30 protein-coding genes are annotated in these 23,693 nt (G+C 52.8%); 22 read left to right on the top strand and 8 right to left on the bottom strand.

The genetic code is table 11. The features are described 5' to 3' along the window. Positions 1-14 precede the first annotated feature (14 nt). Positions 15-467: an anti-sigma B factor RsbW gene (gene rsbW, locus NYE26_RS26405; protein ID WP_036730295.1), complete on the top strand. Its 453-nt coding sequence runs from the start codon at positions 15-17 to the stop codon at positions 465-467. Further along, positions 464-1,234 carry a sigma-70 family RNA polymerase sigma factor gene (locus NYE26_RS26400; RefSeq protein ID WP_036730293.1) on the top strand — a complete coding sequence of 257 codons (771 nt, stop codon included), beginning with the start codon at positions 464-466 and terminating at the stop codon, positions 1,232-1,234. The genes rsbW and NYE26_RS26400 overlap by 4 nt, the downstream gene beginning before the upstream one ends. Before the next feature lie 184 nt (positions 1,235-1,418). Here the strand turns inward: NYE26_RS26400 and NYE26_RS26395 are convergent, their stop codons facing one another. Together NYE26_RS26395 and NYE26_RS26390 are read right to left on the bottom strand one after the other, a co-directional pair. Next, a complete protein-coding gene (locus tag NYE26_RS26395) occupies positions 1,419-1,748 on the bottom strand; it encodes a DUF5665 domain-containing protein (protein ID WP_036694977.1) in 330 nt (109 codons plus the stop codon). A 129-nt stretch (positions 1,749-1,877) separates the two neighbouring features. Then, complete coding sequence (locus NYE26_RS26390; protein WP_209876822.1) at positions 1,878-2,402, bottom strand: YtxH domain-containing protein; 525 nt, start codon at positions 2,400-2,402, stop codon at positions 1,878-1,880. Positions 2,403-2,725: 323 nt separating this feature from the next. Between NYE26_RS26390 and NYE26_RS26385 the strand changes: the two genes are divergently transcribed. Further along, positions 2,726-3,445, top strand: coding sequence for a pirin family protein (locus tag NYE26_RS26385; protein WP_209876824.1), 720 nt, complete (start codon positions 2,726-2,728; stop codon positions 3,443-3,445). A gap of 118 nt (positions 3,446-3,563) precedes the next feature. Here NYE26_RS26385 and NYE26_RS26380 read toward each other — a convergent pair whose 3' ends face one another. Continuing rightward, the gene (locus NYE26_RS26380) at positions 3,564-3,788 is read right to left on the bottom strand and encodes a DUF1128 domain-containing protein (RefSeq protein WP_036730289.1); all 225 of its coding nucleotides are present in this window, start codon (positions 3,786-3,788) and stop codon (positions 3,564-3,566) included. Between the two features lie 162 nt (positions 3,789-3,950). Between NYE26_RS26380 and yyaC the strand changes: the two genes are divergently transcribed. Together yyaC and NYE26_RS26370 are read left to right on the top strand one after the other, a co-directional pair. Beyond that, positions 3,951-4,478, top strand: coding sequence for a spore protease YyaC (gene yyaC, locus NYE26_RS26375; protein ID WP_339251297.1), 528 nt, complete (start codon positions 3,951-3,953; stop codon positions 4,476-4,478). Positions 4,479-4,545: 67 nt separating this feature from the next. After that, positions 4,546-5,331, top strand: coding sequence for an alpha/beta hydrolase (locus NYE26_RS26370; RefSeq protein ID WP_339251295.1), 786 nt, complete (start codon positions 4,546-4,548; stop codon positions 5,329-5,331). A gap of 98 nt (positions 5,332-5,429) precedes the next feature. Here the strand turns inward: NYE26_RS26370 and NYE26_RS26365 are convergent, their stop codons facing one another. Further along, a complete protein-coding gene (locus NYE26_RS26365) occupies positions 5,430-6,734 on the bottom strand; it encodes an MFS transporter (RefSeq protein ID WP_339251293.1) in 1,305 nt (434 codons plus the stop codon). Positions 6,735-6,737: 3 nt separating this feature from the next. Continuing rightward, entirely contained in the window at positions 6,738-7,295 is a 558-nt protein-coding gene (locus NYE26_RS26360) for a winged helix-turn-helix domain-containing protein (RefSeq protein ID WP_339251291.1), read from the bottom strand. Positions 7,296-7,603: 308 nt separating this feature from the next. On the opposite strand from NYE26_RS26360, the gene tnpA reads away from it, so the two are divergent. The 5 genes from tnpA (at position 7,604) to NYE26_RS26335 (ending at position 14,271) form a co-directional block, all read left to right on the top strand. Then, positions 7,604-8,005: an IS200/IS605 family transposase gene (gene tnpA, locus NYE26_RS26355; protein WP_339251289.1), complete on the top strand. Its 402-nt coding sequence runs from the start codon at positions 7,604-7,606 to the stop codon at positions 8,003-8,005. Positions 8,006-8,011: 6 nt separating this feature from the next. Beyond that, positions 8,012-9,085: an IS200/IS605 family element RNA-guided endonuclease TnpB gene (gene tnpB / locus NYE26_RS26350; RefSeq protein ID WP_339251287.1), complete on the top strand. Its 1,074-nt coding sequence runs from the start codon at positions 8,012-8,014 to the stop codon at positions 9,083-9,085. Between the two features lie 169 nt (positions 9,086-9,254). Beyond that, positions 9,255-9,917: a DUF6483 family protein gene (locus tag NYE26_RS26345; protein WP_339251285.1), complete on the top strand. Its 663-nt coding sequence runs from the start codon at positions 9,255-9,257 to the stop codon at positions 9,915-9,917. 57 nt (positions 9,918-9,974) lie between these two features. Continuing rightward, positions 9,975-11,156, top strand: a complete 1,182-nt coding sequence (locus tag NYE26_RS26340; protein ID WP_339251283.1) for an SAM-dependent methyltransferase — start codon at positions 9,975-9,977, stop codon at positions 11,154-11,156. A 535-nt stretch (positions 11,157-11,691) separates the two neighbouring features. Continuing rightward, the gene (locus tag NYE26_RS26335) at positions 11,692-14,271 is read left to right on the top strand and encodes an O-antigen ligase family protein (RefSeq protein WP_339251281.1); all 2,580 of its coding nucleotides are present in this window, start codon (positions 11,692-11,694) and stop codon (positions 14,269-14,271) included. A 129-nt stretch (positions 14,272-14,400) separates the two neighbouring features. Here NYE26_RS26335 and NYE26_RS26330 read toward each other — a convergent pair whose 3' ends face one another. Both NYE26_RS26330 and NYE26_RS26325 read right to left on the bottom strand, forming a co-directional pair. Further along, entirely contained in the window at positions 14,401-15,054 is a 654-nt protein-coding gene (locus tag NYE26_RS26330) for an SdpI family protein (protein ID WP_339251279.1), read from the bottom strand. A gap of 36 nt (positions 15,055-15,090) precedes the next feature. Further along, positions 15,091-15,444, bottom strand: coding sequence for an autorepressor SdpR family transcription factor (locus tag NYE26_RS26325; RefSeq protein WP_339257621.1), 354 nt, complete (start codon positions 15,442-15,444; stop codon positions 15,091-15,093). Positions 15,445-15,619: 175 nt separating this feature from the next. Between NYE26_RS26325 and NYE26_RS26320 the strand changes: the two genes are divergently transcribed. From NYE26_RS26320 to NYE26_RS26270, 11 genes are all read left to right on the top strand, one after another. Next, positions 15,620-16,234, top strand: a complete 615-nt coding sequence (locus NYE26_RS26320; protein WP_036726220.1) for a DedA family protein — start codon at positions 15,620-15,622, stop codon at positions 16,232-16,234. Then, the gene (locus tag NYE26_RS26315) at positions 16,231-16,797 is read left to right on the top strand and encodes a thioredoxin family protein (RefSeq protein ID WP_036726219.1); all 567 of its coding nucleotides are present in this window, start codon (positions 16,231-16,233) and stop codon (positions 16,795-16,797) included. Before NYE26_RS26320 ends, NYE26_RS26315 begins: the two co-directional genes overlap by 4 nt. A gap of 5 nt (positions 16,798-16,802) precedes the next feature. Next, positions 16,803-17,432: an MBL fold metallo-hydrolase gene (locus NYE26_RS26310; RefSeq protein WP_036726226.1), complete on the top strand. Its 630-nt coding sequence runs from the start codon at positions 16,803-16,805 to the stop codon at positions 17,430-17,432. A 217-nt stretch (positions 17,433-17,649) separates the two neighbouring features. After that, complete coding sequence (locus tag NYE26_RS26305) at positions 17,650-17,856, top strand: hypothetical protein (protein ID WP_036726218.1); 207 nt, start codon at positions 17,650-17,652, stop codon at positions 17,854-17,856. Between the two features lie 58 nt (positions 17,857-17,914). After that, complete coding sequence (gene sigY, locus NYE26_RS26300; protein ID WP_209880030.1) at positions 17,915-18,457, top strand: RNA polymerase sigma factor SigY; 543 nt, start codon at positions 17,915-17,917, stop codon at positions 18,455-18,457. Next, a complete protein-coding gene (locus tag NYE26_RS26295; RefSeq protein WP_339251274.1) occupies positions 18,447-18,767 on the top strand; it encodes a YxlC family protein in 321 nt (106 codons plus the stop codon). Before sigY ends, NYE26_RS26295 begins: the two co-directional genes overlap by 11 nt. Positions 18,768-18,769: 2 nt before the next feature. Continuing rightward, entirely contained in the window at positions 18,770-18,997 is a 228-nt protein-coding gene (locus tag NYE26_RS26290; protein WP_209879990.1) for a hypothetical protein, read from the top strand. Between the two features lie 40 nt (positions 18,998-19,037). Further along, the gene (locus NYE26_RS26285; RefSeq protein ID WP_036726214.1) at positions 19,038-19,229 is read left to right on the top strand and encodes a PLD nuclease N-terminal domain-containing protein; all 192 of its coding nucleotides are present in this window, start codon (positions 19,038-19,040) and stop codon (positions 19,227-19,229) included. After that, positions 19,229-20,143 carry an ABC transporter ATP-binding protein gene (locus NYE26_RS26280; protein WP_339251271.1) on the top strand — a complete coding sequence of 305 codons (915 nt, stop codon included), beginning with the start codon at positions 19,229-19,231 and terminating at the stop codon, positions 20,141-20,143. The genes NYE26_RS26285 and NYE26_RS26280 overlap by 1 nt, the downstream gene beginning before the upstream one ends. Continuing rightward, on the top strand, positions 20,140-20,913 hold the full coding sequence (locus NYE26_RS26275; RefSeq protein WP_339251269.1) for an ABC transporter permease subunit: 774 nt from the start codon (positions 20,140-20,142) through the stop codon (positions 20,911-20,913). Before NYE26_RS26280 ends, NYE26_RS26275 begins: the two co-directional genes overlap by 4 nt. Before the next feature lie 157 nt (positions 20,914-21,070). Beyond that, entirely contained in the window at positions 21,071-21,454 is a 384-nt protein-coding gene (locus NYE26_RS26270; protein ID WP_339257619.1) for an ATPase, read from the top strand. Positions 21,455-21,698: 244 nt separating this feature from the next. Here the strand turns inward: NYE26_RS26270 and NYE26_RS26265 are convergent, their stop codons facing one another. After that, positions 21,699-22,562: a PocR ligand-binding domain-containing protein gene (locus tag NYE26_RS26265; RefSeq protein WP_339251267.1), complete on the bottom strand. Its 864-nt coding sequence runs from the start codon at positions 22,560-22,562 to the stop codon at positions 21,699-21,701. Between the two features lie 99 nt (positions 22,563-22,661). On the opposite strand from NYE26_RS26265, the gene NYE26_RS26260 reads away from it, so the two are divergent. Beyond that, complete coding sequence (locus tag NYE26_RS26260; protein ID WP_339251265.1) at positions 22,662-23,621, top strand: acetylxylan esterase; 960 nt, start codon at positions 22,662-22,664, stop codon at positions 23,619-23,621. Positions 23,622-23,693: the final 72 nt, after the last annotated feature.

The raw sequence follows: 23,693 nt of genomic DNA, 5'->3' as shown, positions 1-23,693 counted from the left end.
GGATCGAACTAAGAATGAGTGATGACATACAAAGAGTAGTTCTTCAGTTACCCGCCAGTGCAGAATATGTCGATATTGTCAGACTTAATTTATACGGCATTGCCTCCAAAATGGGTTTTACTTATGAAGACATTGAAGATATGAAGGTAGCCGTCTCGGAAGCATGTAATAACTCCGTGCTCTATGCCTATGGGCAAGCGGACGGTATGGTTGATGTAATCTTTGAGGTAGGATCAAGTGTCTTATCCATTACTGTCAAAGATGAGGGGGAGAGCTTTGACGGTTTGGATGCGTCCGGGGAACGTCTGACGCTTCATGACAAGGAGCTGAATGATGTTCAAGTGGGCGGACTGGGCTTCTATCTAATGCAGGCGCTGATGGATGACGTTAGCGTTGTTAGCGAATCAGGGAAAGGGACAGTCGTTACCCTGACTAAACGGCTCAATTTCAGCGAGGAGAAAGTATGAATGACAAAGTGACTCCCCCAGAGTCCATGAATGAAGCAGTAAGCCTGATCTGGGAATACCAGCAGACGAAAGACAATGAAATCGCAACAGTGCTCATCCGCAAATATGAACCTATGGTAAAGATGGCAGCCGGCAAAATTGCCCGTAACCGTCCGGATCTCTATGAGGATCTGTATCAGGTAGGTCAAATGGCGCTGATCCGGCTGCTGGCGCAATACGACATCAGCTTGGGGATTCCCTTCGAGCCGTATGCGATGAAGAGCATGATTGGACATATGAAAAACTACCTGCGTGATAAATCCTGGTACATACAGGTTCCACGGCGGATTAAGGAAAAGGGCGCGCTTGTTCAGCAGGCCATTGATGAATTGACCATTCGGCTCGAACGTTCTCCGGCGGTTGAAGAGATTGCCCACTATCTGGATCTCACCGTAGAGGAAACTGTGGAAGTACTGGCCGGCAGAGAATGTTATCATTATGTCTCCCTGGATTCACCGCTCTCCCAGGAAGAGAGTGGGGCCACACTCGGTGAATTGATCAGCTCCGATGCGAATGACTACGAGACAGTGGAGAAGCGTATGGATCTCCAGCAGGCGCTCGGACAACTGAAGGAGCAGGAGCAGCAGGTGCTGCTGCTGGCCTTCCAGGATGGCCAATCCCAGCGGGCCATTGCCCAGAAGCTGGGTGTCTCGCAGATGAGCGTATCCCGCATCCAGAAGCGGGCCACCGAGAAGCTGAAGCAGATCATGGCTAATTCATCCTATTAAGAATCAAGGTCATTATATTTATCAGGGCAGGTTCCATCCCGTAAGGGATAGAGCCTGCCCTTTTTTGGGTAGATAAGAATTTATATGTTTTGGGGGCCCCACTTTGTGGGGTTAAAGAGCAACATCCCTCCTGCAGTCTATTCACGGTAGAGTAGGCTGCAGGAGGGATGCGCGGGAAATGTGTTTAGTTAGCATCTATATACTTTTTGATTTCTCCAAGATATTCCCCGATAACCGGTACATTGAGAAACAAACTGAGGATATAGCCAAGGATACCAAGAATGACAAAGGTACCGAGTGAGAGGCCCAGGCCTCTGGAGATCCCGGCCATCAGATTGGTGATAATCCGCTTCTTGGGGTCTGTATAGTTCTCCAGGATATCCTTGAACTCGGATTTCTCCAGTGAGTCGGCGATCTTGTCGAGCCTCGCATTCAAGCGTTTGACCTCATGCCGCAGCTCGAAGGGATGCTCATCTACGTCATAAGCTTTGGTTCTGTTGTCCGCTTCTCCCATAAGGCGTACCTGCTTTCTGTAGCCTGAATCAGGCTTTATTGAGATATAAGACATGCATAAATAGGGAGCGGCCAGCTACGGAAGATCTGGCCGTTCCCTTCAATGTATAATCAGCCTGAACATCCGGGATTAATAAGAGGATTTAACTTCGTCCTTGGCATCCTTCGCTGCGCCTGCGATTTCCTTGGAAGCGTCCTTCGCCTTGTCGGCAACCTCTTGGGAGGTATCCTTGGCTTCAACCGCTATGTCCTGGGAGGCGTCCTTAACGCTGCCCGTGATGTCCTTGGAGGCATCGCTTACCGTTTCGCCAATCTTTTTGCCGGTTTCCGCCAGAGTAGCTGCAATTTGTTGCTTGCTGTCACTGACGGTGGTGAAGATATCGGAGGCCTTGGCTGATACTGTGCCGGCCAGATCAGTAGCTTTTTCACCTACGGTCGTAGCAATCGTCTTGGTCTTGTCAGTTACGGCTCCCGCAACCTCTTTTGTCTTATCCGTAGCTACTGTGAGCTTATCGGACAGGTCACTGCGCATCTCGCGTCCAGGCTTTGGTGCGAATAGCAATGCTGCCGCCGCTCCCAAGAGTCCGCCGATGAAGATCCCTTTTAAGAATGTGCCGCCGCTTTCTACCGGATATTCCTTCTCTGCTTTATTCATTATCAATCACTCCTTGTCAGAATTGTTATTCAAATTCAGGTGAGCCTGAATGTTCTTACTTCGTATATACACTTTGGGCTATGTGCTGAAACAGCGGAATAGCTTGGCAAAGATTGCCGGAGCATAAGGGAGCATTCCAGCCGAAAAGGTGTTTTTTCATACCTAATTGGATGAATATGCGGCTTTACAAGATTGATTGATCTCGAAGGGAAGGGGGTAAGAAATAGTTAATCATAGCGCATCTATACATCCCATATTGAAGAGCATTCATTCCCCTGTTTAGGATATTGATAAGATTCCAACATCTATGGAGGTGCAACATTATGATAAAAGTAGTTACAGCAGCCGAGCGTCATACTTCGAATAGAGAATGGATACACAGTGAATTCAGCTTCTCGTTTGCCGATTATGATGATCCCAGCAACGCCCATTTCGGCGCACTGCTGGCACATAACGACAATGAATTGAAGCCGGAGCAAGGCATGCATGAGCACCCGCATCATGATCTGGAGATTATCACTTATGTGGTATCCGGTGTGCTGAAGCATCAGGATGATCTGGGGAATCATGCAGATCTGCAGGCAGGCAGTGTGCAGCTGATGAGCGCAGGAACAGGCATTAACCATTCGGAGACGAATCCGTCAGACCATGTGGATGTCCGGTTCCTGCAGATCTGGCTGTTGCCCGACCGGCCCGGTAAGACCCCGAAATGGGATGCCCGGTTCTATCCGGCCGAGCTTAAGCTCAACCACCTGCTGCCTATTGCTTCAGGGGAAGGGACTCAGGGTTCGCTGCAGCTGGACAATGATGTTAACATCTACTTGTCCGTTCTGCAGACGAACCGGGAGCTGCGCTATCCCCAGCAGGAGGAGCGGCGAACTCATCTGTATGTCATTTCCGGGAATCTGGAGATCTCATGCGCGGACGGTGTATTCCAGCTCCAGCAGGGGGATGCGGCGCGTATCCGCAAGAGCTGCGAGCTTACGCTCAAAGGCATAAGCAGCTCAGGAGATGCAGAATTCATTCTGATTGATCTCCCTTAGCAGGCCGGAGCATGACAGTAAGATTATTATTGGAGTATACAAAAGCCCTTCAGGTTCAACGTCCCGTCTTACGGACAATGAAGCTGAAGGGCTTTATATTGTATACGAACTGCTGGTGCTATTTCTTGCGCAGGCGGCCAAGCTCTGAGACGAGCGCCTCCACCTGGGAGATACTGAGCCGGTCACTGCCCATCGCAACCTCATAAATATCCTGGATATCCTCATACTGCTCCACCGAAAAGGCGGACGCCTGCATTGCAGCGGCACTGGCCATTTTCAGCTTGCTTTTGATGCCTTCAATCATATATTCAACGTTCTCCTGGCTTGGTTTTGACAAATCCATTGAGTATAACCATCCTCCCTGAGTAATATAGAATGTGAACCGGTATAGTTCAAATATCTTATCATGTTTGGGCAGGGGATGACCATTTTTTTGTCCAGATCACGCAAACATGTTAAATTAAAGGTAAATATAACTGGCTGCTTAGCAAGGGGGAGAGAGTCTTTGGCCATCAGAGAAGAAGAGAGCAGAAAACGGCGTAAAATGGATGCCGGGGGACTGGCGGCTTTCTTCCGCGGGATCGCAGACGAGTATTCCGCTGAGCAGCTGACCTTCCTCTGTATCGGAACAGACCGCTCCACCGGAGATGCACTGGGGCCGCTGACGGGAAGCCGCCTGCTGGAGTACGGATTTCCGCATGTAACGGGTACGCTTCCGGCGCCCTGTGATGCGGATAATCTGATTCAGCGGATAACAGAGATTCCGGAAGGGCAGATTATTATCGCTGTTGATGCCTGCCTGGGACCGCCGGCCGCACTGGGCTGTTACTTTGCGGCCGCGCAGCCGCTGCGTCCGGCAGAATCTGTAGGGGGACTCTTGCCTGCTGTAGGAAATTACAGTCTGGCGGCGATCGTTGATGTGAACAGTCCGCGTCCTTACCGGACCATCCAGACTACCCCGCTCTACCGGGTAATGGTTATGGCCGACCAGATTGCCAGGGCAGCCGCCCTGGGATTCGGACTTACGGATTGAGAGCGTTTCAAATCAGCTGTTCTAGCTTATTAATATAGACCACTACATAGAAAGAGGGTAAGCAGCCATGGAAAATGTTCGATGCGAGGGAAGCAACATTTGCTACAGTGATCAAGGCGAAGGGGATGTAATCGTGCTGCTGCACGGATTCTGCGGGAGTGCCGAATACTGGGAAAAGGTGATTCCCGGCCTTACAGCCCATTACCGGGTCATCGCTCCGGATCTGCGCGGGCACGGGGCTTCCGATGCTCCGCTTGGAGCCTATACCATCGAGCAGATGGCCGATGATGTGCTGTCGCTGCTGAATGCCTTGGAGATTCAGGAATGTTATCTGCTGGGACATTCGCTCGGAGGCTATATTACCCTGTCGTTTGCCCAGCGCCATGCTTCCCGGTTGAAGGGCTTCGGGCTGATTCATTCCTCCGGGTATCCTGACAGTGAAGAAGCCAAGGAGAACCGGCTGAAGAGCGTCACCATGATCCAGAGCGAAGGCATCTTTGCTTTTGTGGATCAGCTGGTGCCTGGACTGTTTGCTCCTGGAGCGGAGCCCCGGCTGCTGGAACGGGCCAAGGAGATCGGCTACAAGACTCCGCCGCAAGGCGCGGTTGGCGCGTCCTTGGCGATGCGTGAGCGCCCGGACCGCCGAGATGTGATCTCGGCAACGGCGCTGCCGGTGCTTCTCGTTGCCGGAGCTGAGGATTCGAAGGTGACGCCGGAGCGGACGTTCACCTCAGACAACCGGAATATCACCAAGGTGACGTTGCCGGGTGTAGGCCACATGGGTATGTTTGAAGCACCGGAGCAATTGGCGAAGATTATTAAGGATTTCGTTCAGGCCCCTGTGCAGAAGTAAATTACATCAGGCAATAGGGACAGAAGGCAGCACTTCCGCTCTCCGGCGGGTGCTGCCTTCTGTTTGCTGTGCAAATATAAGAATTTATTGGCTGGATTTTATTGAAACTTACGGATAGCCGGAACGCACAGCACCAGGGCAACACAGGAGAGGCCCAGGCCGGAAAAAATAATAATGGTCGATACTCCTCCGATCTGGTCGGCCAGCCAGCCGACTAAGATATATCCGACCGGCAGCAGGGCGAAGGACCCAAACATATCCAGACTGGCTACCCGTCCGAAGGCTTCCTTCGGAACAAGCTCCTGCAGGCTGATCTCCCAGATCAGCCCGAAGATCATTAGTCCGAAGCCTTCTACGGCAAATAAGGTGACAGCTGCTGCCGGAGTGCCTGCGAACGGGAGCAGCAGCAGAGCAGCCCCGCTGATCAGTGCGCCGCCGTAAGCCAGGATGCCGCGGTGATTCCATTTCGGCCGCAGGCCGTACAGCAGGCCGGCCGCTATGGCCCCGACACCGGAGAACGTAACGGCCAGGCCATAGAGATAAGGAGGCCAGCCGTGATGGACCTTGAACAGCCAGGGAAGAAGGACGCTGATTACGCCCGTATAACATATATTGACGAAGCAGAAGGCGAGAATTGTAATCCAGAGCCAGGGCTGGCTGCGCAGAACATGTATTCCTTCGGCGAAATCCTGCCTCCAGTGCGGAGCGGGAGAGGTCCCGGCAGCAGGCTTAGCCGGGATGTCAGTCTCAGTGGCAGCAGACTGCAGCCGGGTCATCATCACTCTGCGCAGATAGACCAGGCAGATGAGGGAGATAAGATAGGTGAAGGCATCAATTCCGAAGCCGATGCCCGCGGACAGGTGGGTAATCAGCAGTCCCCCTAACGCGGGACCGATCAGCCGCACGGACTGGGTTGTGATCTGAGTTAAAGAATTCGCTGCTACGCGGATATCCGGAGTGAATACGGTAGCGCGGACGGCAGCGTAGGCAGGCTGGAATAAGCCGTCCAGCAGGCCGTAACAGGCAACTAGTCCATAGAGCAACGGAATGCTCAGCACTCCGGTCAAGGACAGCACAGCAGTCGTAATCATAACGATGAACCGGGCAATATCGGCCAGCATCATAATCCGTACACGGTCGTAGCGGTCGACAATATGTCCGGATACCGGAAGCATGATTACATTAGGCAGCATGTAGGCGGCCATGACCATCCCCATAATGGTGGTGGAGCCGGTCAGGGAATAGACCAGGACAGGCAGGATAACCATGGTTACCGAGCTGCCCAAAAAAGAAACTAAATGTCCCAGCCACAGGTAAGGAAAGGCGCGGGATTGCCGGAAAGGGGCGGCGAAGCCCTCAAGCGGATGATGCTTCGGTTGTCCGGAAGGGCCAGCGGTGCTCATCTATTAATGTGCCTCCTCTTCCGGCTGCGCAGCAGCATCGGAAGACTGCAGACGGCCCAGCATCACTTCCACACCGTATTCGTCACCTTCCGTTACCTTGGACTCCCAGGCGGTAATCAGCTCCAGCAGCTCCTGGTGGAATTCCGCAAGCTCCTGAGGAGAGAGAGTAAGTCTGGTATTGAAATGCCGGGTCTGGTCTTCTTCGCGGAAGTGAAGGCTGCGAAGCGCCTCCGAGTGGAACACCGTACCTTTGGAACGGTAAAATTTCTGGATGATTCCTCCTGCGGCTTCTGTACGGACAAGCTCCAGCAGACCGCCCTCATAGAGCTTGACGATATGGTAGTGAATATTACCCGGAGTCTTGTTCAGCTTCTCCGCAACCTGCTTGGATGTAAGCGGCTCTGCCGACAGCGTGTGCATAATCTTAATCCGTAAGGCGCTCTCCAGCAGCTTATCCTGTTCCGGCGTAACGTTTAAAATCCGGTTGCTTGACTGCAGATCCGGTTGACCTGAAACGGCTGCTGTGATGGAGTCTTGCGTGTTGGCGGTTGGCTTGGTCATTAATAAACCTCCTATGTAGGGTCCGTTTTAACATGTATACAGTCTGTATCCAATTCCAATCTGCTAAATAGTTCAATCTGGAATACAGATCGAGTAACTGAATTATAGTTGATCATTATAGTATGGTCAAGACTTAACTCCGCACAGTGGCGCCGGAGAGACGAATGGTTTAACCCTCAGTTGACAGAATTCTCCCATCTTCTTTAAGTGGGGGATGAATGGAAACGGTCTAATCTACATGGATTCTAACCGCCTAAGATGCTATAATTAAAGTATTCAGTCGTATCTTGGAAAGGTCAGTGAAGTTAATGAAATTAGACTCGAATAACCATTCAGTGTTCTCCCTTCACTTTCACCTTATTCTAGTCATCAAGTATCGTAGGAAAGTCATTACAGATCCCATATCGGAACGTCTGAAAGAGATATTTGCATCCATTCAGCCTACTTACAATGTGACTTTGCAGGAATGGAATCATGACAGGGATCACGTTCATATCCTAATGAAAGCTCATCCTAATACCGACATTTCTAAATTTCTCAACGCTTATAAAAGTGCATCATCTAGGCTGATCAAGAAGGAGTTTCCTACCCTCCGAACATCACTTTGGAAAGAGGCCTTTTGGTCACGCTCTTATTGCTTGCTTACCACGGGTGAAGCGCCAATAGACGTCATTCAAAAATACATCGAAACCCAAGGGGGGAAAGGGTGATCGCCATTGCTGAAAGCCTACAAATACCGTATCTATCCAAGCCATGGGCAACAACACTACTTCGCTAAAGTGTTCGGATGCGTTCGCTTCATCTACAACAGAATGCTTGCAGATAAAATTGAACATTACAAGCAAACGGAAACGATGCTGAGGAATACACCCGCACAATACAAAAAGGAATTCGACTGGCTGAAAGAAGTCGATAGCCTTGCCTTAGCGAATGCACAACTGAATTTAGACAAGGCTTATCAGAATTTTTTTCGGGACCAGAAAACGGGATTTCCTAAATTCAAGAGCAAGAAGACGAGTAATCATCGCTTCACAACGAATAACCAAAATGGAACCGTGGCTATAGAGGATGGATATCTTAAGATTCCAAAGCTAAAAACGGGCATTAAAATCAAGCTGCACCGCCCATTCGTGGGACTGATCAAATCATGCACGATTTCAAAAACACCAACGGGAAAGTATTATGCTTCCGTATTGGTTGAAACGGATATCGTCCAGTTGCCCAAAATGCATACGAAGATTGGCGTTGATCTTGGGCTGAAAGACTTTGCTGTGACTTCAAATGGCGAAATCATATCCAATCCTAAATACTTGCGTACGTCTGAAAAGCGATTAGCGAAGCTGCAAAAGGATGTATCGCGGAAGAAGAAGGGAAGCCATAACCGTCATAAGGCTAGGCTGAAAGCTGCCAAGTTACATGAAAAAATAGCGAATCAGCGTAAAGACTTCTTGCATAAAACGTCTGCCAAAATGATAAACGAAAACCAAGTTATCGTGATGGAAGACTTACGTGTAAAGAATATGATGCAGAATCACAAACTTGCAAAAGCGATTAGCGAGGTATCTTGGCGTATGTTCCGTTCGATGCTTGAATATAAGGCTCAATGGTATGGCAGAGAGCTTATTATTGCCCCTAAGCACTATGCAAGCAGTCAGCTTTGCTCCTGTTGCGGTTATAAGAACGCAGAGGTGAAGAACCTCGCCTTGCGGGAGTGGACTTGTCCAGAATGTAACGTGCATCATGATCGCGATGTAAACGCTGCTCAAAACCTACTCAAACTAGCCATGTGATATGGCAATGATTGGGCTAGGGACTAGCCTTTGAGCTTGGGTAAACTTGGAGCAGTAGCTTCATTGACCAAGAAGCCGCCACCTCTTAGGTGGATGGTAGTTCACGATGAGTCCAACAGCAAGCAGAGGATACAGAAGAGAAGCAACTGCGTAACGAAAGGAGCTCGGTATGTTCCGGAGGGATTATATTGTACGGATGATTGAGGATATGACAGCTATGGTCGCCAAAGTAATGACCCTGAAGCAGGATAAAAAAACAACGGAAGCCCTGTGGGAAGTGGATGAGCTGCTGATGCGGCATTTCCGGTTGAATTCACGCCTGCTCAATTCGTTGTCCGTAGAGGATATTATTGATATGTTCCGTCTTGGCACAGTGCTGGAGGCGGATAAGCTGCAAGGGGTAGCCCGGCTGCTGAAGGAGGAAGGCGGGATTTACGCGGCCAAAGGAGACCGGGATGCGGCCCTGTTCAGGGCGATGCGTGCCCTGCATTTATTCATTTATGCCGATCTTCATGGCGCGGACCGTGAGCTGCTGAACATGACGGAAGAGATAAATGAGCTGCTGGAGGAAGTGGAGCCGTACCGCCTTCCCGCCAAGACCGAACGCCTCTTGATGGCGTACCACGAATCTCAGGGGCACTACGCCAAGGCGGAGAACAGTCTCTACCGGCTCTGGGAGCAGGGGGAGAATGTAGCCGAGGAAGGCAGGGAGTTGTACGGACGGCTGCTGCTCTTGAGTCCGGAGCAGTTAGCCCAGGGCAGTCTTCCTCTGGAGGAAGTGCAGCAGGGCAGGGAAGAATGGAGCAAGCTCACGGTTAATGCTATAATATAACGATATTCAGGAGACAACGTGCTCTATTTTATATACCCGAAAGTGAGATGTACCCATTTGGAAGCGTTGAAGGAATTGATCGAGCAAGTGATAACCGGCCGCACTCTGATTACGGCTACACTAAGCCAGCTGCGCAGCAAGGGCGATGCCGCCTACAATAAAGTACAGGTTAAGCCTGTTGAGCTAAAAGGGAAGCTGCATTATCAGTTTGCCTATTATATCGGCCCTAAGGTGGAGCACCGTAACATTCCGGCAGAGGATGCCGCTGAAGAGATGCTCTCTTTGCTGAGGGACACCTTCCGCCAAGGTCTGCTGTGTACGGCCGGTGCCGACTATCAGGTGCTGATCAGCAAGAAATACAAGGTATCGATTCTGACCAAATCAGCCAGCAAGCAGGAAGCGCCGGATCTGGCCCATAACCGCCGGAAGCAGTATGTGCTGGATGAGGGGGAGCCGGTGCCGTTCCTGGTCGAGCTTGGCATTATGAACAGCGAAGGCAAGGTGCTGGCCAAGAAATATGATAAGTTCCGCCAGATCAACCGGTTCCTGGAGATGGTTCAGGATGTGCTGGGCGATCTGCCGGCAGGCCGGCCGCTGACGATTGTGGATTTTGGCTGCGGCAAGTCTTATTTGACCTTCGCGCTGTATCATTACCTCGCCGTCCGCGAGCAGCGGGAGCTGAATATTGTCGGTCTTGACCTTAAGGCGGATGTCATTGCGCATTGCGGTGCGCTGGCTGCCAAGCTGGGCTATGACCGGCTGAAGTTCCTGGTGGGCGATATCGCGGACTATAATGAGCTGGATCAGGTGGACATGGTGGTCACGCTGCATGCTTGTGACACCGCCACCGATGCTGCACTGGAGAAGGCTGTACGCTGGGGCGCATCGGTGATCCTCTCGGTGCCCTGCTGCCAGCATGAGCTGTTCGCGCAGGTCGAGAGCGAGGTGCTGAATCCGCTGCTGTCACACGGCATCCTGAAGGAGCGGTTCTCGGCGCTCGCCACCGATGCAATCCGGGCGAAGCTGCTGGACCTGATGGGCTACCGCAGCCAACTGCTGGAATTCATCGATATGGAGCACACCCCGAAGAACATCCTGATCCGCGCCGTCCGCAGCGACAGCGGTGACCGGGCTGCCAAATGGCGTGAATACACCGCATTCCGCGATTTCCTCGGTGCCAAGCCTTACCTGGAACGCGTCTGCTCCGACCTGCTGCCCACCGGCAGTACGGAAGTTTAATTCATGTGTTGAATAGTTTAGGGTATGACAGACCGGCCGCTTCCTGATGGGGGCGGCTGTTTTTTTGCGGGTTCGGGGCTGTATGTGAAAAACCGAACACAATTTGTGCTGACGCGAAGGTGGGTAGGCAGGATGATGGCTATAGATAGCTTTTGAGAGTCAATAGTGCTCTTGAATTGGGGGGGAGCCACTTTTGGTGGAATGAGGTGCACAAGTGATCTTCAATTGCGTGTTCGAGTTACTTTTGGTGGAATCAGGTGCACAAGTGCTCTTCAATTGAGTGTGTAAGCTGCGTTTGGGTGTGATCAGGTGCATAAGTGCTCTTCATTTGAGCGTGTGAGATGCGTTTGGTGAGATCAGGTGCATAAGTGCTCTTCATTTGCGTGTTCGAGCTTAATTAGAGGGGAGCGGTGGCCTCTTCTGTTTTCCGGTAAATATGGGCAGACTGTTAAGCATCATGAGCAATAGGAGATTTAGGATGCGGGTGAACGGGAATGAACGGCAAAATGATTGGTTGGTTACTTTGGTTTGCGGGTTGGCGTTAATAGCAGCGGGGACGGCGGCGTGTGTGCTGAGAGGGTTCTTTTTCACCGGGGAGATGTATTTGTTCCTGACGGTGTGGTTTGGCTTGTGCGGAGTCTTGCTGGGATTGGTAGTTATCTATATGGCGGCTGGTAGAGGGGCGCAAGAAGAGGAGCAGCCTGAACGTAGAAAGCATATTCGGGAGTTGGCTGGCAGTATAGGTGGAGGGAGGGGGCTGGCTGTCTGGGGGTTACTCAGCGCTTGTGTGCTACTCTCTCTCTTATACGCTATCCAGGCACTAGGCAGACCCGTATCCGCCCAAGGAACAGTGAATGAAATGCTGCGCTCAGGCTTTTACACTAGCTTTGTTACATTCGCTTTGCTGGCGGCACGAACCCGCCGGGGAAGAACTCTTCTTGCAGCAGTGTGGCATCTGATTGGAATCACTATTAGTTTGTCGGCCCTTTTGGCGGTCTGCGGAGGTCTGCCGATTCCTTATGCGGTGGCGTATACCCAATCGCCGGGAGTCAGTGCCACTGGTGCCAGGCTGGCCGGGCTGCTTCAGTATCCGAATGCCTTTGGTGCGGTGATGGCCGTGTATTTACTGGAACGGCTGTTTGCAGCCGCTTATAGCTTCGGGTCTGGAGATTCTGGGAAAGCAGCGGATGGGGAGAAGAACGGTGCGTTTGGAGGCGTGGCTGTAGGCGGAGTAGATAAGGGAGGTGCAGGCAGCAGTGCGGTGCGTGCGAGTGTCAGTGGAGCGGGTGAGGTAGGGGCAGAAGGTGCGGGTGCAGGCAATAATGCTGAGCGTTCGGGTGTCAGGGGAGCGTGTGAGGTAGGTACAGAATGCGCGGGTGTGGACAATAATGCTGAGCGTATGGGTGTCAGGGGAGCGGGTGAGGTAGGTACAGAAGGTACGGGGGCGGGCAATAATGCTGAGCGTATGGGTGTCAGTGGAGCGTGTGAGGTAGGTGCAGAAGATACGGGTGCGGGCAAAAGTTCGGAGCGAACGGGGAGCAGCAGGGCGGGGGAAGAAGGTACAGGAGATGCAGGCATCAATTGGGAGCGGACCGGAACCTGGTCCGCTTCGCACTGGCTAAGAGCGGCGCGCCTGCTGCCGCTCTTCCCGTACGCCGCCGCGCTGCTGCTCAGCGAGTCGCGCGGCGCATGGCTGGCTGCGGCTGCCGCCGGTGCCGCAGCCCTTCTCCTGAAGCGGCAACTGTTCGTGCCGCTTCTAATCACCGGCGCCGCCCCCGTTGCCGCGGCGGCGCTGCTCTACCGCCAGCTGGCCCGCTCCGGGCTGGCGGCAGAGCCCCTGCCCGGCCTGCTGCTGCTGGCCGGGCTTTGGGCCGGCGCGTGGCTAGCCGGCCTATGGCTGCACCGCCGCAGCTGCCGTGCGGCGGGCGGGCACCGCGCCGCCGTGCTGGCGCTGGCGGCGGCGGGCTGGACGGCGGCGGCCAGCGCCGTCCTGCTGCTGGTACGCGCACGGATTACCGGGCCGTCACCGACGGCCGCCGCGCGCGGGCTGTTCTACCGCGACGCCTGGAGGCTCGCGATAGAGGCGCCTTGGCTGGGGCGCGGGGGCGAGACCTGGCGGCATACGTACCAGGCCGCCCAGTCCCGCCCCTACGTGGGCAGCCAGGTGCACAGCGGTTACCTCGACATCCTGCTGAACCTCGGGATGGCGGGTCTGGCTGCGGTCCTCCTGCTGCTTCTGGCCGCAGGAGGGCTGGTATTCAAGGCGTCACCAAGACTGCTTCCGCCTCTGCTGGTGATTATTCTGCATAGCGCAGCCGATTTCGACTGGAGCTATGGACTGGTCTGGTTGCTGCTGCTCCTGCTGCCCGCTTGGGCAATTGCCGAAGCAAACAGCCGGACCGCTAGGACGGCTGTCCCTACAGTTCTGCATGACTCCCGTTGGCGGCGCAGCAAGCCGGCTGACCAGCGAAAGAACCGGCTTCGCCGATTATGGAGATACGCAGGCATAACCGTTCTCTGCGGGCTGACCCTTCTATGCAGCAGTCTTTCCTTCCAGGCCATGAAGGGGGCGGCCCTATTCAAGCAGGCGGTCAGAGAGAATGATCCTGCCGTAAGAATTACGCTGCTGCAGCAATCACTGAGCTGGAATCCGAGAGAGCCGCAGACTGCGGTTGCATTATCGCGGCTGCTTCCACAGAAGCAGGGGGTTGATCTGCTCCTGCGAAGCCTGTCATTCTCTCCGGGGGACGTTGCCCTGCACGGGGAGCTTGCGGCAAGTTATCTGCGGGGCAGTGATCCTGGAGAAGCGTTATACTGGGTCCGCCGCAGTCAAGAGACGGATCACTTTAATGCTGCCAGAAGGCTTGCTGCTTTAAGAGGAATGCTTGAGATGGGGGAACGCAGCTTGGCAGAGGGAGACAGACGTATAGCGGCGGACAGCGCGGCGGCGGGACTAGAGCTGCTGCGGCAGTACAGCCTGCTGACCGCCAAGGAGCAGGACAGAGGACCGCAGCACAATGACCGCAACTTCACCCTGCTTCCGCAGAGTGCAGGGATCTACTTTCAGTTAACACATTTACAGTCCCAGGCGCTGCTTAGCTCCAACGACAGATAAGACGCACCTCAGAGTGGAATTCGGGGCTTGGTAGCCGCTGGGGTGAACATATCAGCATAATGACCGCAGCTTTACCCTAAGACTGTCCATCACTGGAATCTCTTTTATTAGCCTGCCTCCCGACTAATCTCAGACTTTAACACTCCGCGAGATCAGCCATGAGTACACAATAGGGACAATAATCATGATTACCAGAGCAGTGATGATCATGCTGATCGACAGCATAACGGGCATGAAGGCTGCAAGCGCAATTAGCAGACCGCCGCTCACCCACATCCTCCCGGAGAAGCGGTGGGTTCTCCGCCATACGGCAGGGTTATGCAGCGTCCAGGGCGTGCGGATTCCCGTGAAATAATTATCCCTGATCTGCGGCAGGAAATTCCCGATTACAGCCAGCAGCAGTCCCACACTTACAGTAGCCCACTTCGCGGCGGCGAAATGCTCATCCAGCCCGTAGCTGACCGACAGCACAAGGGCGGCATCACATATGACGGCAATGGTGAGACGGCCCATTTTGTAAGCCCCCTGGAACTTATTATAATTCTCTCCCTTGGGATCAATATTACGTATAAACTGTATCGCCAAAGGAAAAATCAATCCTATAAAAGAGAACAAAGCAATAACCGAACCCTTGCTCCAGTAAGTGTTGACCTTGCCGGTAAGACTGAATTGGGCGGGAAGCTGATCCGGCAGCCTGTCGTAATTCACCAGCGCATAGCCCAGTGAGAGGAACCCGAGAATGACAATCAGCGTATCCTGCCACTTCCATGTGAAATTCTTCATCAATGTTCATCCTCCGTATGTTTAATAGCGTGCGGGTTACTTTTTCCTTTTGGGTCCTGAACCCTTTGAGCCAACATCCGCATGTTCTTCGGGTTGGCTGTCCGTACTGCCCTTGCCTGTACCCGTCAATTCGAGAAACCAGCCAAGCACCTCTTCAAGTACCGTGGAGTCCAGCGAATAGACGATAAATTGCCCGTTACGTTCGTCCTGCACCAGCCCCGCGTGCTTCAGCGCATTGAGGTGGTGAGAGATGCTGGGCTTCGTCATATTGAAAAAATCGGCGATTTCCCCGGCCGTCCGGTCCTTTTCACGCAGCAGCCGGAGAATTTTCCTCCGGGTCGGGTCTGCGAGCGCTTTGAACGATTCGTTCCGTTTCCAGCCTTTGTCAATTGCAGATTTCACTCTTGAATCAAAGGAATCCTTCCGCTTCATTTCCCTCAACTAGAAGTCGTAAGCCTGCATATGCTAGAATAGGCTAGGAGAAGCTGGATACATAGAGCGGTTAAGCAGATGGGTTCTGCCAGCAGAATACCAGGCTATTACGCCATACGGGAGGAGACCTGCAGTGCACTTTATATCTGATGTCATTTCACATTTGTTTGAATGGATTCAGTCTCTGGGCTACTTTGGAATTATGATCGGGCTCATGATTGAAGTCATTCCAAGTGAGATTGTCCTGGCTTTTGGCGGCTATTTGGTCTCACAAGGCGATATTAACTTTTTTGGCGCCGTGCTGTTCGGTACCGTCGGGGGAGTGATCGCCCAGATCTTTGTTTATTGGATTGGCCGTTATGGCGGCAGGCCTGTGCTGGAGAAGTACGGCAAGTACATTTTCATCTCCAAAAAGCATATTGACCACTCTGAAGAATGGTTTCAAAAGTATGGAACCGGTGTGATTTTCACCGCCCGCTTTATCCCGGTTGTCCGCCATGCCATATCGGTCCCGGCCGGTATTTCCCGCATGCCGCTGGGCAAATTCACTTTGCTGACAACCCTTGCAGTCATTCCATGGAGCGCGTTGTTTGTCTATCTGGGGTATACGCTTGGAGACAAGTGGGAGACCATTGATGAGGTCGCAGCCAAGTACACTCATGAGATTCTTCTTGGCGCTATTGCGGTAATTATTCTGTATTTCCTGTTCAAGTGGTACAAATCCAAAAAGAAGGGTAGTGCAGTATGAAGCAGAATGTAGCATCCAAATTTGGCCAAGGCCTGACTCCGCGCCAGTTCGTGGAAGCCATGACGAAGAACCAGCAGGCTTTTGAATCCTGGTACGAGAAGTTCACCTGGGAAGACGAGAGTGACCGAGAATATTTCGAGAGCCTGAATCACCGTGATGATCTGCGTGTGCTGATTCTGGCTGCGGACTGGTGCGGAGATGTGGTCCGCAATGTCCCGGTGGTCTTCCGGATTCTGGAGACTGCGGGTATCAAGACGGAAGTGCTGATTCTCGAAGAGAACCAGGACCTGATGGACAACTTCCTGACCATGGGCGGCCGTTCCGTTCCCATCGTGATTTTTGCGGACACCGGAGGTTATGTACTGGGGCAGTGGGGACCGCGTCCGGAGCATGTCCAGACCCTGATGAGAGAATTCAAACGGGAGAACCCGGACCGCGAAGCAGCGGACTATGACAGCAAAATTACCGAAGTGCGCAAAGCAATGGGGCAAGCCTACGGAGAAGGAACGGAATCACACGCAGTTATCGCCAAAGAGCTGCGCAGTCTGATCTCCGGATTCTAATGCCGATGCTTAATATTCGTTCTTATAATCTGGGGGCACTCCAGACCAATGCCTACCTTCTGACGGGGGCAGACCCTAAGCGCGGTGTCATCATTGATCCAGGTGCTAATCCTGCGGGTCTGCTCCGCGGCGCTGAGGGAATGGAGATTGAAGCGATTCTTCTGACGCATGCCCATTTCGACCATATTGCCGGGCTGGACGAGGTCCGCAAAGCGAAGAAGTGCCCGGTTTATATCCATCCGCTGGAGAGTGAGTGGCTGGGCAGCCCGAAGCTGAACGGCTCCTTGATGTGGCCTGATACCACGCCTCCCGTCAGCACAGATCCGGCAGAATACGATCTGGCGGAAGGCCAGATTCTGAAGCTGCTAGGTCTTTCTTTCCGGGTGCTGCATACACCGGGACATTCACCGGGAAGCGTCAGCTTCCTGTGCGGGAATGATTTGTTCGCTGGTGATGTCTTGTTCAAAATGGGAGTGGGACGTACCGATCTTCCGGGCGGCAGAGAACGGGATCTGATTGACTCGATCCGCGGCAAGCTCTACCGGCTGGATGAGGAAGTGAGAGTGTTTCCCGGACATGGTCCGCGAACCTCAATCGGCTATGAAAAGCTTCACAACCCTTATGTTCCGATGTAAGAGGACGCCAAAGCCGTTTCCGTTTGCCGTGTAACGACATCTTTTGGCCGGATTTGACACAAATCGGGAAATTAGAGGTAGACAAGCCGGGGCCAGATTGTTACAATATGGTTAATTAAATGTAACATTTACCTCGCGAAGCACGCAGACTGTGGAATAATCCCGGTTTGCGTTCTTTTTTTTGCCTATAGAGATGAATTTTATTGGGGGAAGCAGAATGAAGGATAATATGCATTGCCAGTTGGATTACGGGGAATTAGAAGCGAAAGATTCATTGATAGCGGAGCGGAATGAAGTGAATGATCTGGCCGGGAAGAGTGATACTAAGTATACGCTGTTCTGGAGCTTTCCCGGAGGCAAGGGGGCTATTCAGCCATGGAGACGCAGACTGTGGGAGCTGCAGAATAATTCTGACTCGGAATGAACGATAACTATTACATAGACGTATTACAGGTGTGACAGAAGAGATAAGGGGAGGGGCTATGGGCGACACGACGCTGGAGATGATCAGTCAGGCACAGCAGGGTGACGCTGCCGCACTGGCGGTGCTGCTGCGGGAGCATTATCCCTTCCTGTACAAGTATCTGATCAAAGCGACACTTGACCCTTTGCTTGCGGAAGAGATTGCTCAGGACACGATGGTCAGATGCATGGAGAAGATCGGGACTTATAATGGGACCTCGGCATTCTCTTCATGGCTAATTACCATTGGCAGCCGGTTGTATATTGACCGTAAGCGGCGCTGGAGCCGGGAGGCGCAGTGGCGGGAAGGGCAGATGCAGGAGCAGGGTAACCGCAGTCTGCGCTGGAGCTTTGAGAGCCGGAATATGGAGTGGAGTGAAGTGCTCGACGCCTTGTCGCGTCTATCCTCTGCGCACAGAATGGCTGTGCTGCTGAAGCATTATTACGGATACAGCTACGATGAGATCGGGGAGATGCTGGAGATCCCTTCCGGAACGGTCAAATCACGGGTAGCTGCCGGACTGGGTCAACTGCGAAAGGAGCTGAATGAGGATGAGGTTTAAGAGTGACGAGGAGCTGCTGGGTAAGCTGTCCGAAGAACTGGATCATCTGGATATGCTGTACGCCGATGTTACTCTGCCCTCCTTGCCGGAGCTGGAGCAGCTAATTGCCGGGGAAGCTGTCCGCCGGAGGAAGCGGCGCCGTAAGGAACTGCTGCTATTCATTCTAGTGGCTCTTGTGCTGGTTACCATAGTGATTTCTATTCTAAGTACGGCGCCGGTGCTGTATTGGAGTCTGCAGGCAGTGTTCATTCTGAGCGCACTTGGCAGCCTGGGAGCAGCGCGGATCAGACACGGGCGGGAGGAATCATAATCGTGAAGGAGCTGCAGGAGATACCTGTTTGGATTTGGATAATTCTTGCAGTTGTGCTGCTGCTGCAGGGAACCTGGCTGTTCCGTGATGCCAGGGACAGAGGTCAGGGGAGGAAGGCCTGGTTCTGGGGAATCTGGGGACTTACCGGTGCACCGTCACCGGCAGTATGTTACCTGCTGTTTGTAGTTCTTCCAGATAAGCGCAAACGGAAGGCTGGAAGGAGCCGCTGAGACAATCGTCCCTTGCCAGGGAGACAAGGAGGATACCTTTATGAAGGATTTGAATTGGGGATTGATTGGGCCGCTGCTTGCACTGCAGGTAGTGCTGGCAATAATCGGTCTGATTTCATTGAGCAAGACAGAGCAAGTACGCGGACCGAAATGGATGTGGGTTCTGTTCTTGATTTTTGGCAACCTGCTGGGCAGCGTGGCTTACTTCACTCTTGGAAGGAAAGAATTCTGATGCCGCTGCTTGAGGTCAAGGATCTTCACAAGAGCTTTAAGGGGCATCCCTCGGTGAACGGCATCAGCTTTGGAATTGAAGCAGGACGCTGTGTCGCGCTGCTCGGACCCAATGGAGCCGGGAAGACTACAACGCTGCGTATGCTTGCCGGTCTTCTGCCGCAGACTGCCGGAACGATCACTTTTGGCGGGGGCTCTCCGGGGACGGATTACCGTCAGTATTTGGGTTATCTCCCCCAAGCCCCGGCTTTTTACAACTGGATGAGCGGTCACGAATACATCTTATTTGCCGCCAGGATGAGCGGCATGAATGCACGGGAGGCTGCGGCGGCATCGGGCGCTGTGCTGGAGCGTGTGGGACTAGGCTCTGCGGCACGGCGACGGATTGGCGGTTATTCCGGGGGGATGAAGCAGCGCCTTGGGCTGGGCCAGGCCCTGGTACACCGACCGCGCCTGCTTTTGCTGGATGAGCCTGTCTCCGCGCTTGATCCTATCGGACGCCGGGAAGTCATGGAGCTGCTCAGGGACATCCGGGAGGAGACAACTGTTATTTTCTCCACGCATGTGCTGCATGATGCGGAAGAGATATGCGATGATGTCGTATTGATGAACAAGGGGACTATAGCCGTTCAAGGAACCTTGTCCAGTCTCCGCGCAGAGTACAGTCTGCCGGTAATCCGGCTCACTACAAGGAAAGAAGATTTGGCTATCCGCTGGCTTGAAGCGCTTAGACACAAGGACTTTATTGAAGAAGCGCTAATTTCGGATGGTAAGGCCGTGTTCAACGTCACAGATGTAGAACTCGCCCGCCGGACGCTCTTGCAGGAAGCTGTGGAGCTGGATATTCCGCTGCTGCAATTTGAAGCAGGCTCATCGACACTGGAGGACCTGTTCATGAAGGTGGTGGGAACATGAGGAGACTTTGGGCTCTATATTTGAAGGAGATGCTGGAGAGTGTGCGCAGCTATAAGCTGATTTGGATTCCGGTGGTGTTTATTGTTCTGGGAATTATGCAGCCGCTGGTCAGCTTTTATATGGCGGATATCCTGGCGTTCTCTTCCAATGTCCCGGCTGGATTGATGGAGAATATGGAGAGACCGGCCGCGTCTTCTGTAATGGCTCAGGCCCTGGGCCAGTATGGAACAATTGGGATGCTGATTCTGGTGCTGGGAACGATGAACAGCCTGGCAGGTGAGCGCAGCAGCGGTACCTCTGAACTGTTAATGGCGAAGCCGGTCTCCTCTATATCCGTTGTTGCAGCCAAATGGACCGCGAACTTCACAGTGCTGGTTATTGCCATTGGGCTGGGGGCAGCGGGAGCGGCTTATTATACAGTACAGCTTATGGGGGCTTTATCCTGGCGGGATGTGATTGCAGCGTCCGGACTGTATGCGCTGTGGCTGCTCTGTGCGGTGTCGCTTACGCTGCTCTTCAGTGCCTGGCTGCGCGGGCCTGCTGCTGCCGGTCTATCTCTCCTGCTGGCAGCGGTCATGAGCCTCGTCCATGGCCTGTTGCCGGTTAAGCTGAACTGGATGCCTGCTTCTCTGCCGGGAATGTCTGCCGCTGTGCTTGCAGATGGAGGCACCGGAGTGAGCTTGGCACCGATTGTCTCCGCAGTGCTCCTGATTATTATTTGTATTGCCGGTGCCTCACTGCTGGCTGGAAGGAATAAATTGCCAGTTTAGCAAGCTTTGCAATAAGTAAGCGATCTTTCATGAATTTTCAGAGTGTTTTCTGCGGAAATTCATCGTACCATCATCCTGCTGCTGGACAGCTCTATCTTTTTTTAGTAGACTGTTGAAACAAGCAGATCCATGATAGATTTGGTCAGGAGGTAGGATGATGCTGCGTTTAGGAGAGAAGATTGTCATTGTCGCGGACGCTTTTGAGCAGAGTCTTCCTATCGGAGACTATGGCTACCTGATTGCTTACGACCGCAATCCTGATAATGCGTTTGATTATGTCATTCGTGTTCCCGAAGCTAACCGGAATTTCTATGTTACGGCAGAGGATATTGAGGCCGAGGAGCAATTGCTGATAGCAGAAGCCGAGAGAGCCACGCACGAAGCGCTGATAGATTATGCACTGTCAACGTACAACGAGAAGCTGTTCCATCACCTGATGAATGGCGAAGAAGTTGAAGTGGAAGAGATAGAGACAACATCCCAAGAAAGTTTGTCCCAGGCGGATTTCATCAAGCAGGTGAATCTTCGCGCTTGGATTTAAGTAAGGGCCGGCGAATGCCGGCTTTTTTTTGTCTTGTGATAAGATAGGCACGCCGCCTATAATCCACACCCTTGAAACAAAATGACTATTAATTCAAACGAATATTACTATTTTGGTCCAGGAATGGATGATAAGATCAGCAAAGAGCAGGGCAATATAGCTATAAACCGGGGGGGATAAAAAGTCAGCTGCTTACGGGAGACAGCCATGGCGCCTCCCATGCTGTATACGCTCCCATTTATAATTAGAACCGGTCCAGAGTGCGTCCTTGTAAAGTGTTTTCTTTGCGGTAGACTCTGGGCAATGTGCCGGTGACCCTTTTGAAGGCTTTGGTAAAGTAATTATAATCGGGAATGCCGACTTGCTCCGCAATTTCGTAAATCGGACTGTCGGTGTCACCCAGCAGCCTTTTGGCCATTTGGATACGGAGGCTACGGATATATTCTGCCATGCCCATGCCAAAGTTCTGCTCCGAGAGCTTATAGAGATGGGATTTGCTGATGCTGAATGCTTTGCACAGAACGGGAACGGAGAGCGGTTCCTGGATATGCTCTGTAATATAACCGTCGATCTTTTGTGCCAGCGTATCCTCCTTCAGAACCAGCATCCGGGATAGATACAGGTAGCTGGCGCTCATCTCCATGGTTTTGGCGTAAGCATCAATGACTTCCTTGGAGATGTGTTTTTTGCGCTGGAAGGCGCTGTACAGTTTATTCATATCCACATTATAGGGACTCATATTCTCACAGACCTTCTCCCATAACTCATCACGGGACCCGGTCTGCAGCAATTGGCCGAACATAATATATCCGATGACCTGATTGTCCGTTTGAATAGGAACCACCGTTTCGGTAAGTCCGGCATGACATTGATAGGTGTAGAGGGTTTTCTCCTTTTTCACTTGGGTGCAGGCTGCCTGGTCACAGAGGATGCACTGGGCCTCCGCGCGCGGATCACTGCGAATGATATGGCAATATGTCGAATGGCGGGTGGGATAGGCAGCCAGCTCAGTAAAGGAATTGTCGAAAATCACGGTGCGGATACCGGTCAATGTATAGAAATTGCGCAGCAATTCCTTGACTTCGGGCAGGTTGAACAACAAGCTCATGGTTCGGCCTCCTCTTCTTCCGGGCTAATCTGCGTTGCTGGCAACATTGTACTGTATTTGATATGGGACACACAAACCAAGAGACGGAGGTGCTTATTAATGCCGTTAGTCGATATGCCGTTAGAACAATTATTGACTTATGAGGGACGTAATCCCCGTCCGGCCAACTTCGAGGCTTATTGGGAACAAGCACTGCAAGAGATGAGAAATACGGATGCCCGTGTTGAACTGGTGAGAAGCGAATTTCAGGTTCCGTTCGCCGAATGCTTCCATTTGTATTTCACGGGGACAGGCGGGGCGCGTATCCATGCGAAGCTGGTCAAGCCGAAGCATGCTGCAGGTCCGCACCCGGCGGTAGTGCAGTTCCATGGGTACGCCCACCATTCGGATGACTGGGCCGACAAGCTAATCTATGCATCCTTGGGCTTTACTATAGCCACATTGGATTGCAGAGGCCAGGGAGGACTGTCCGAAGATGTTGGCGGGGTCAAAGGAACCACACATAAAGGGCACTTAATTCGCGGAATGGATGATGCGCCCGAACGGCTGCTGTTCCGGCAGATCTATCTTGATACGGCACAGCTCGCTGGAATTGTAATGGACATGCCGGAAGTGGATGCGGCCCGCGTCGGTGCAATCGGCGGATCGCAAGGAGGAGGGCTGGCGCTGGCCTGTGCGGCGCTTGAGCCGCGGATCAACCGGGCTGCACCCAGTGTTCCGTTCCTGTGTGATTATAAACGGGTATGGGAAATGGACCTGGCCCGAGATGCTTACGAGGAACTGCGGACGTTTTTCCGTCACCGCGATCCCCAGCACCTGCGGGAGGATGAGATTTTTGAACGGCTCGGCTATATTGATGTTCAACATCTGGCGGACCGGATCAGCGGCAAGGTGATGATGGGTGTGGGATTGCTGGATACGGTGTGTCCGCCTTCGACACAATTCGCCGCCTACAACCGAATCCGCTGCGAGAAGAAACTGGAGATCTATCCCGATTTCATCCATGAACGGCTGCCGGGCTTCGAGGACAAAACCATACAATTTCTGCTTGAAATGTGAGAGGCTAACCGCCTCTCTTTATTATTGTTTAAGGGCCTGCTGCAGAGGTATGATGGGACTACAGGGGAGGCT

The organism is Paenibacillus sp. FSL P2-0136 (assembly GCF_037975325.1).
Classification (GTDB): Bacteria; Bacillota; Bacilli; order Paenibacillales; family Paenibacillaceae; genus Paenibacillus_AQ; species Paenibacillus_AQ silagei.
The sequence above is the reverse complement of the archived record's forward strand: the minus strand, read 5'-3'. Positions and strand labels throughout refer to the sequence as shown.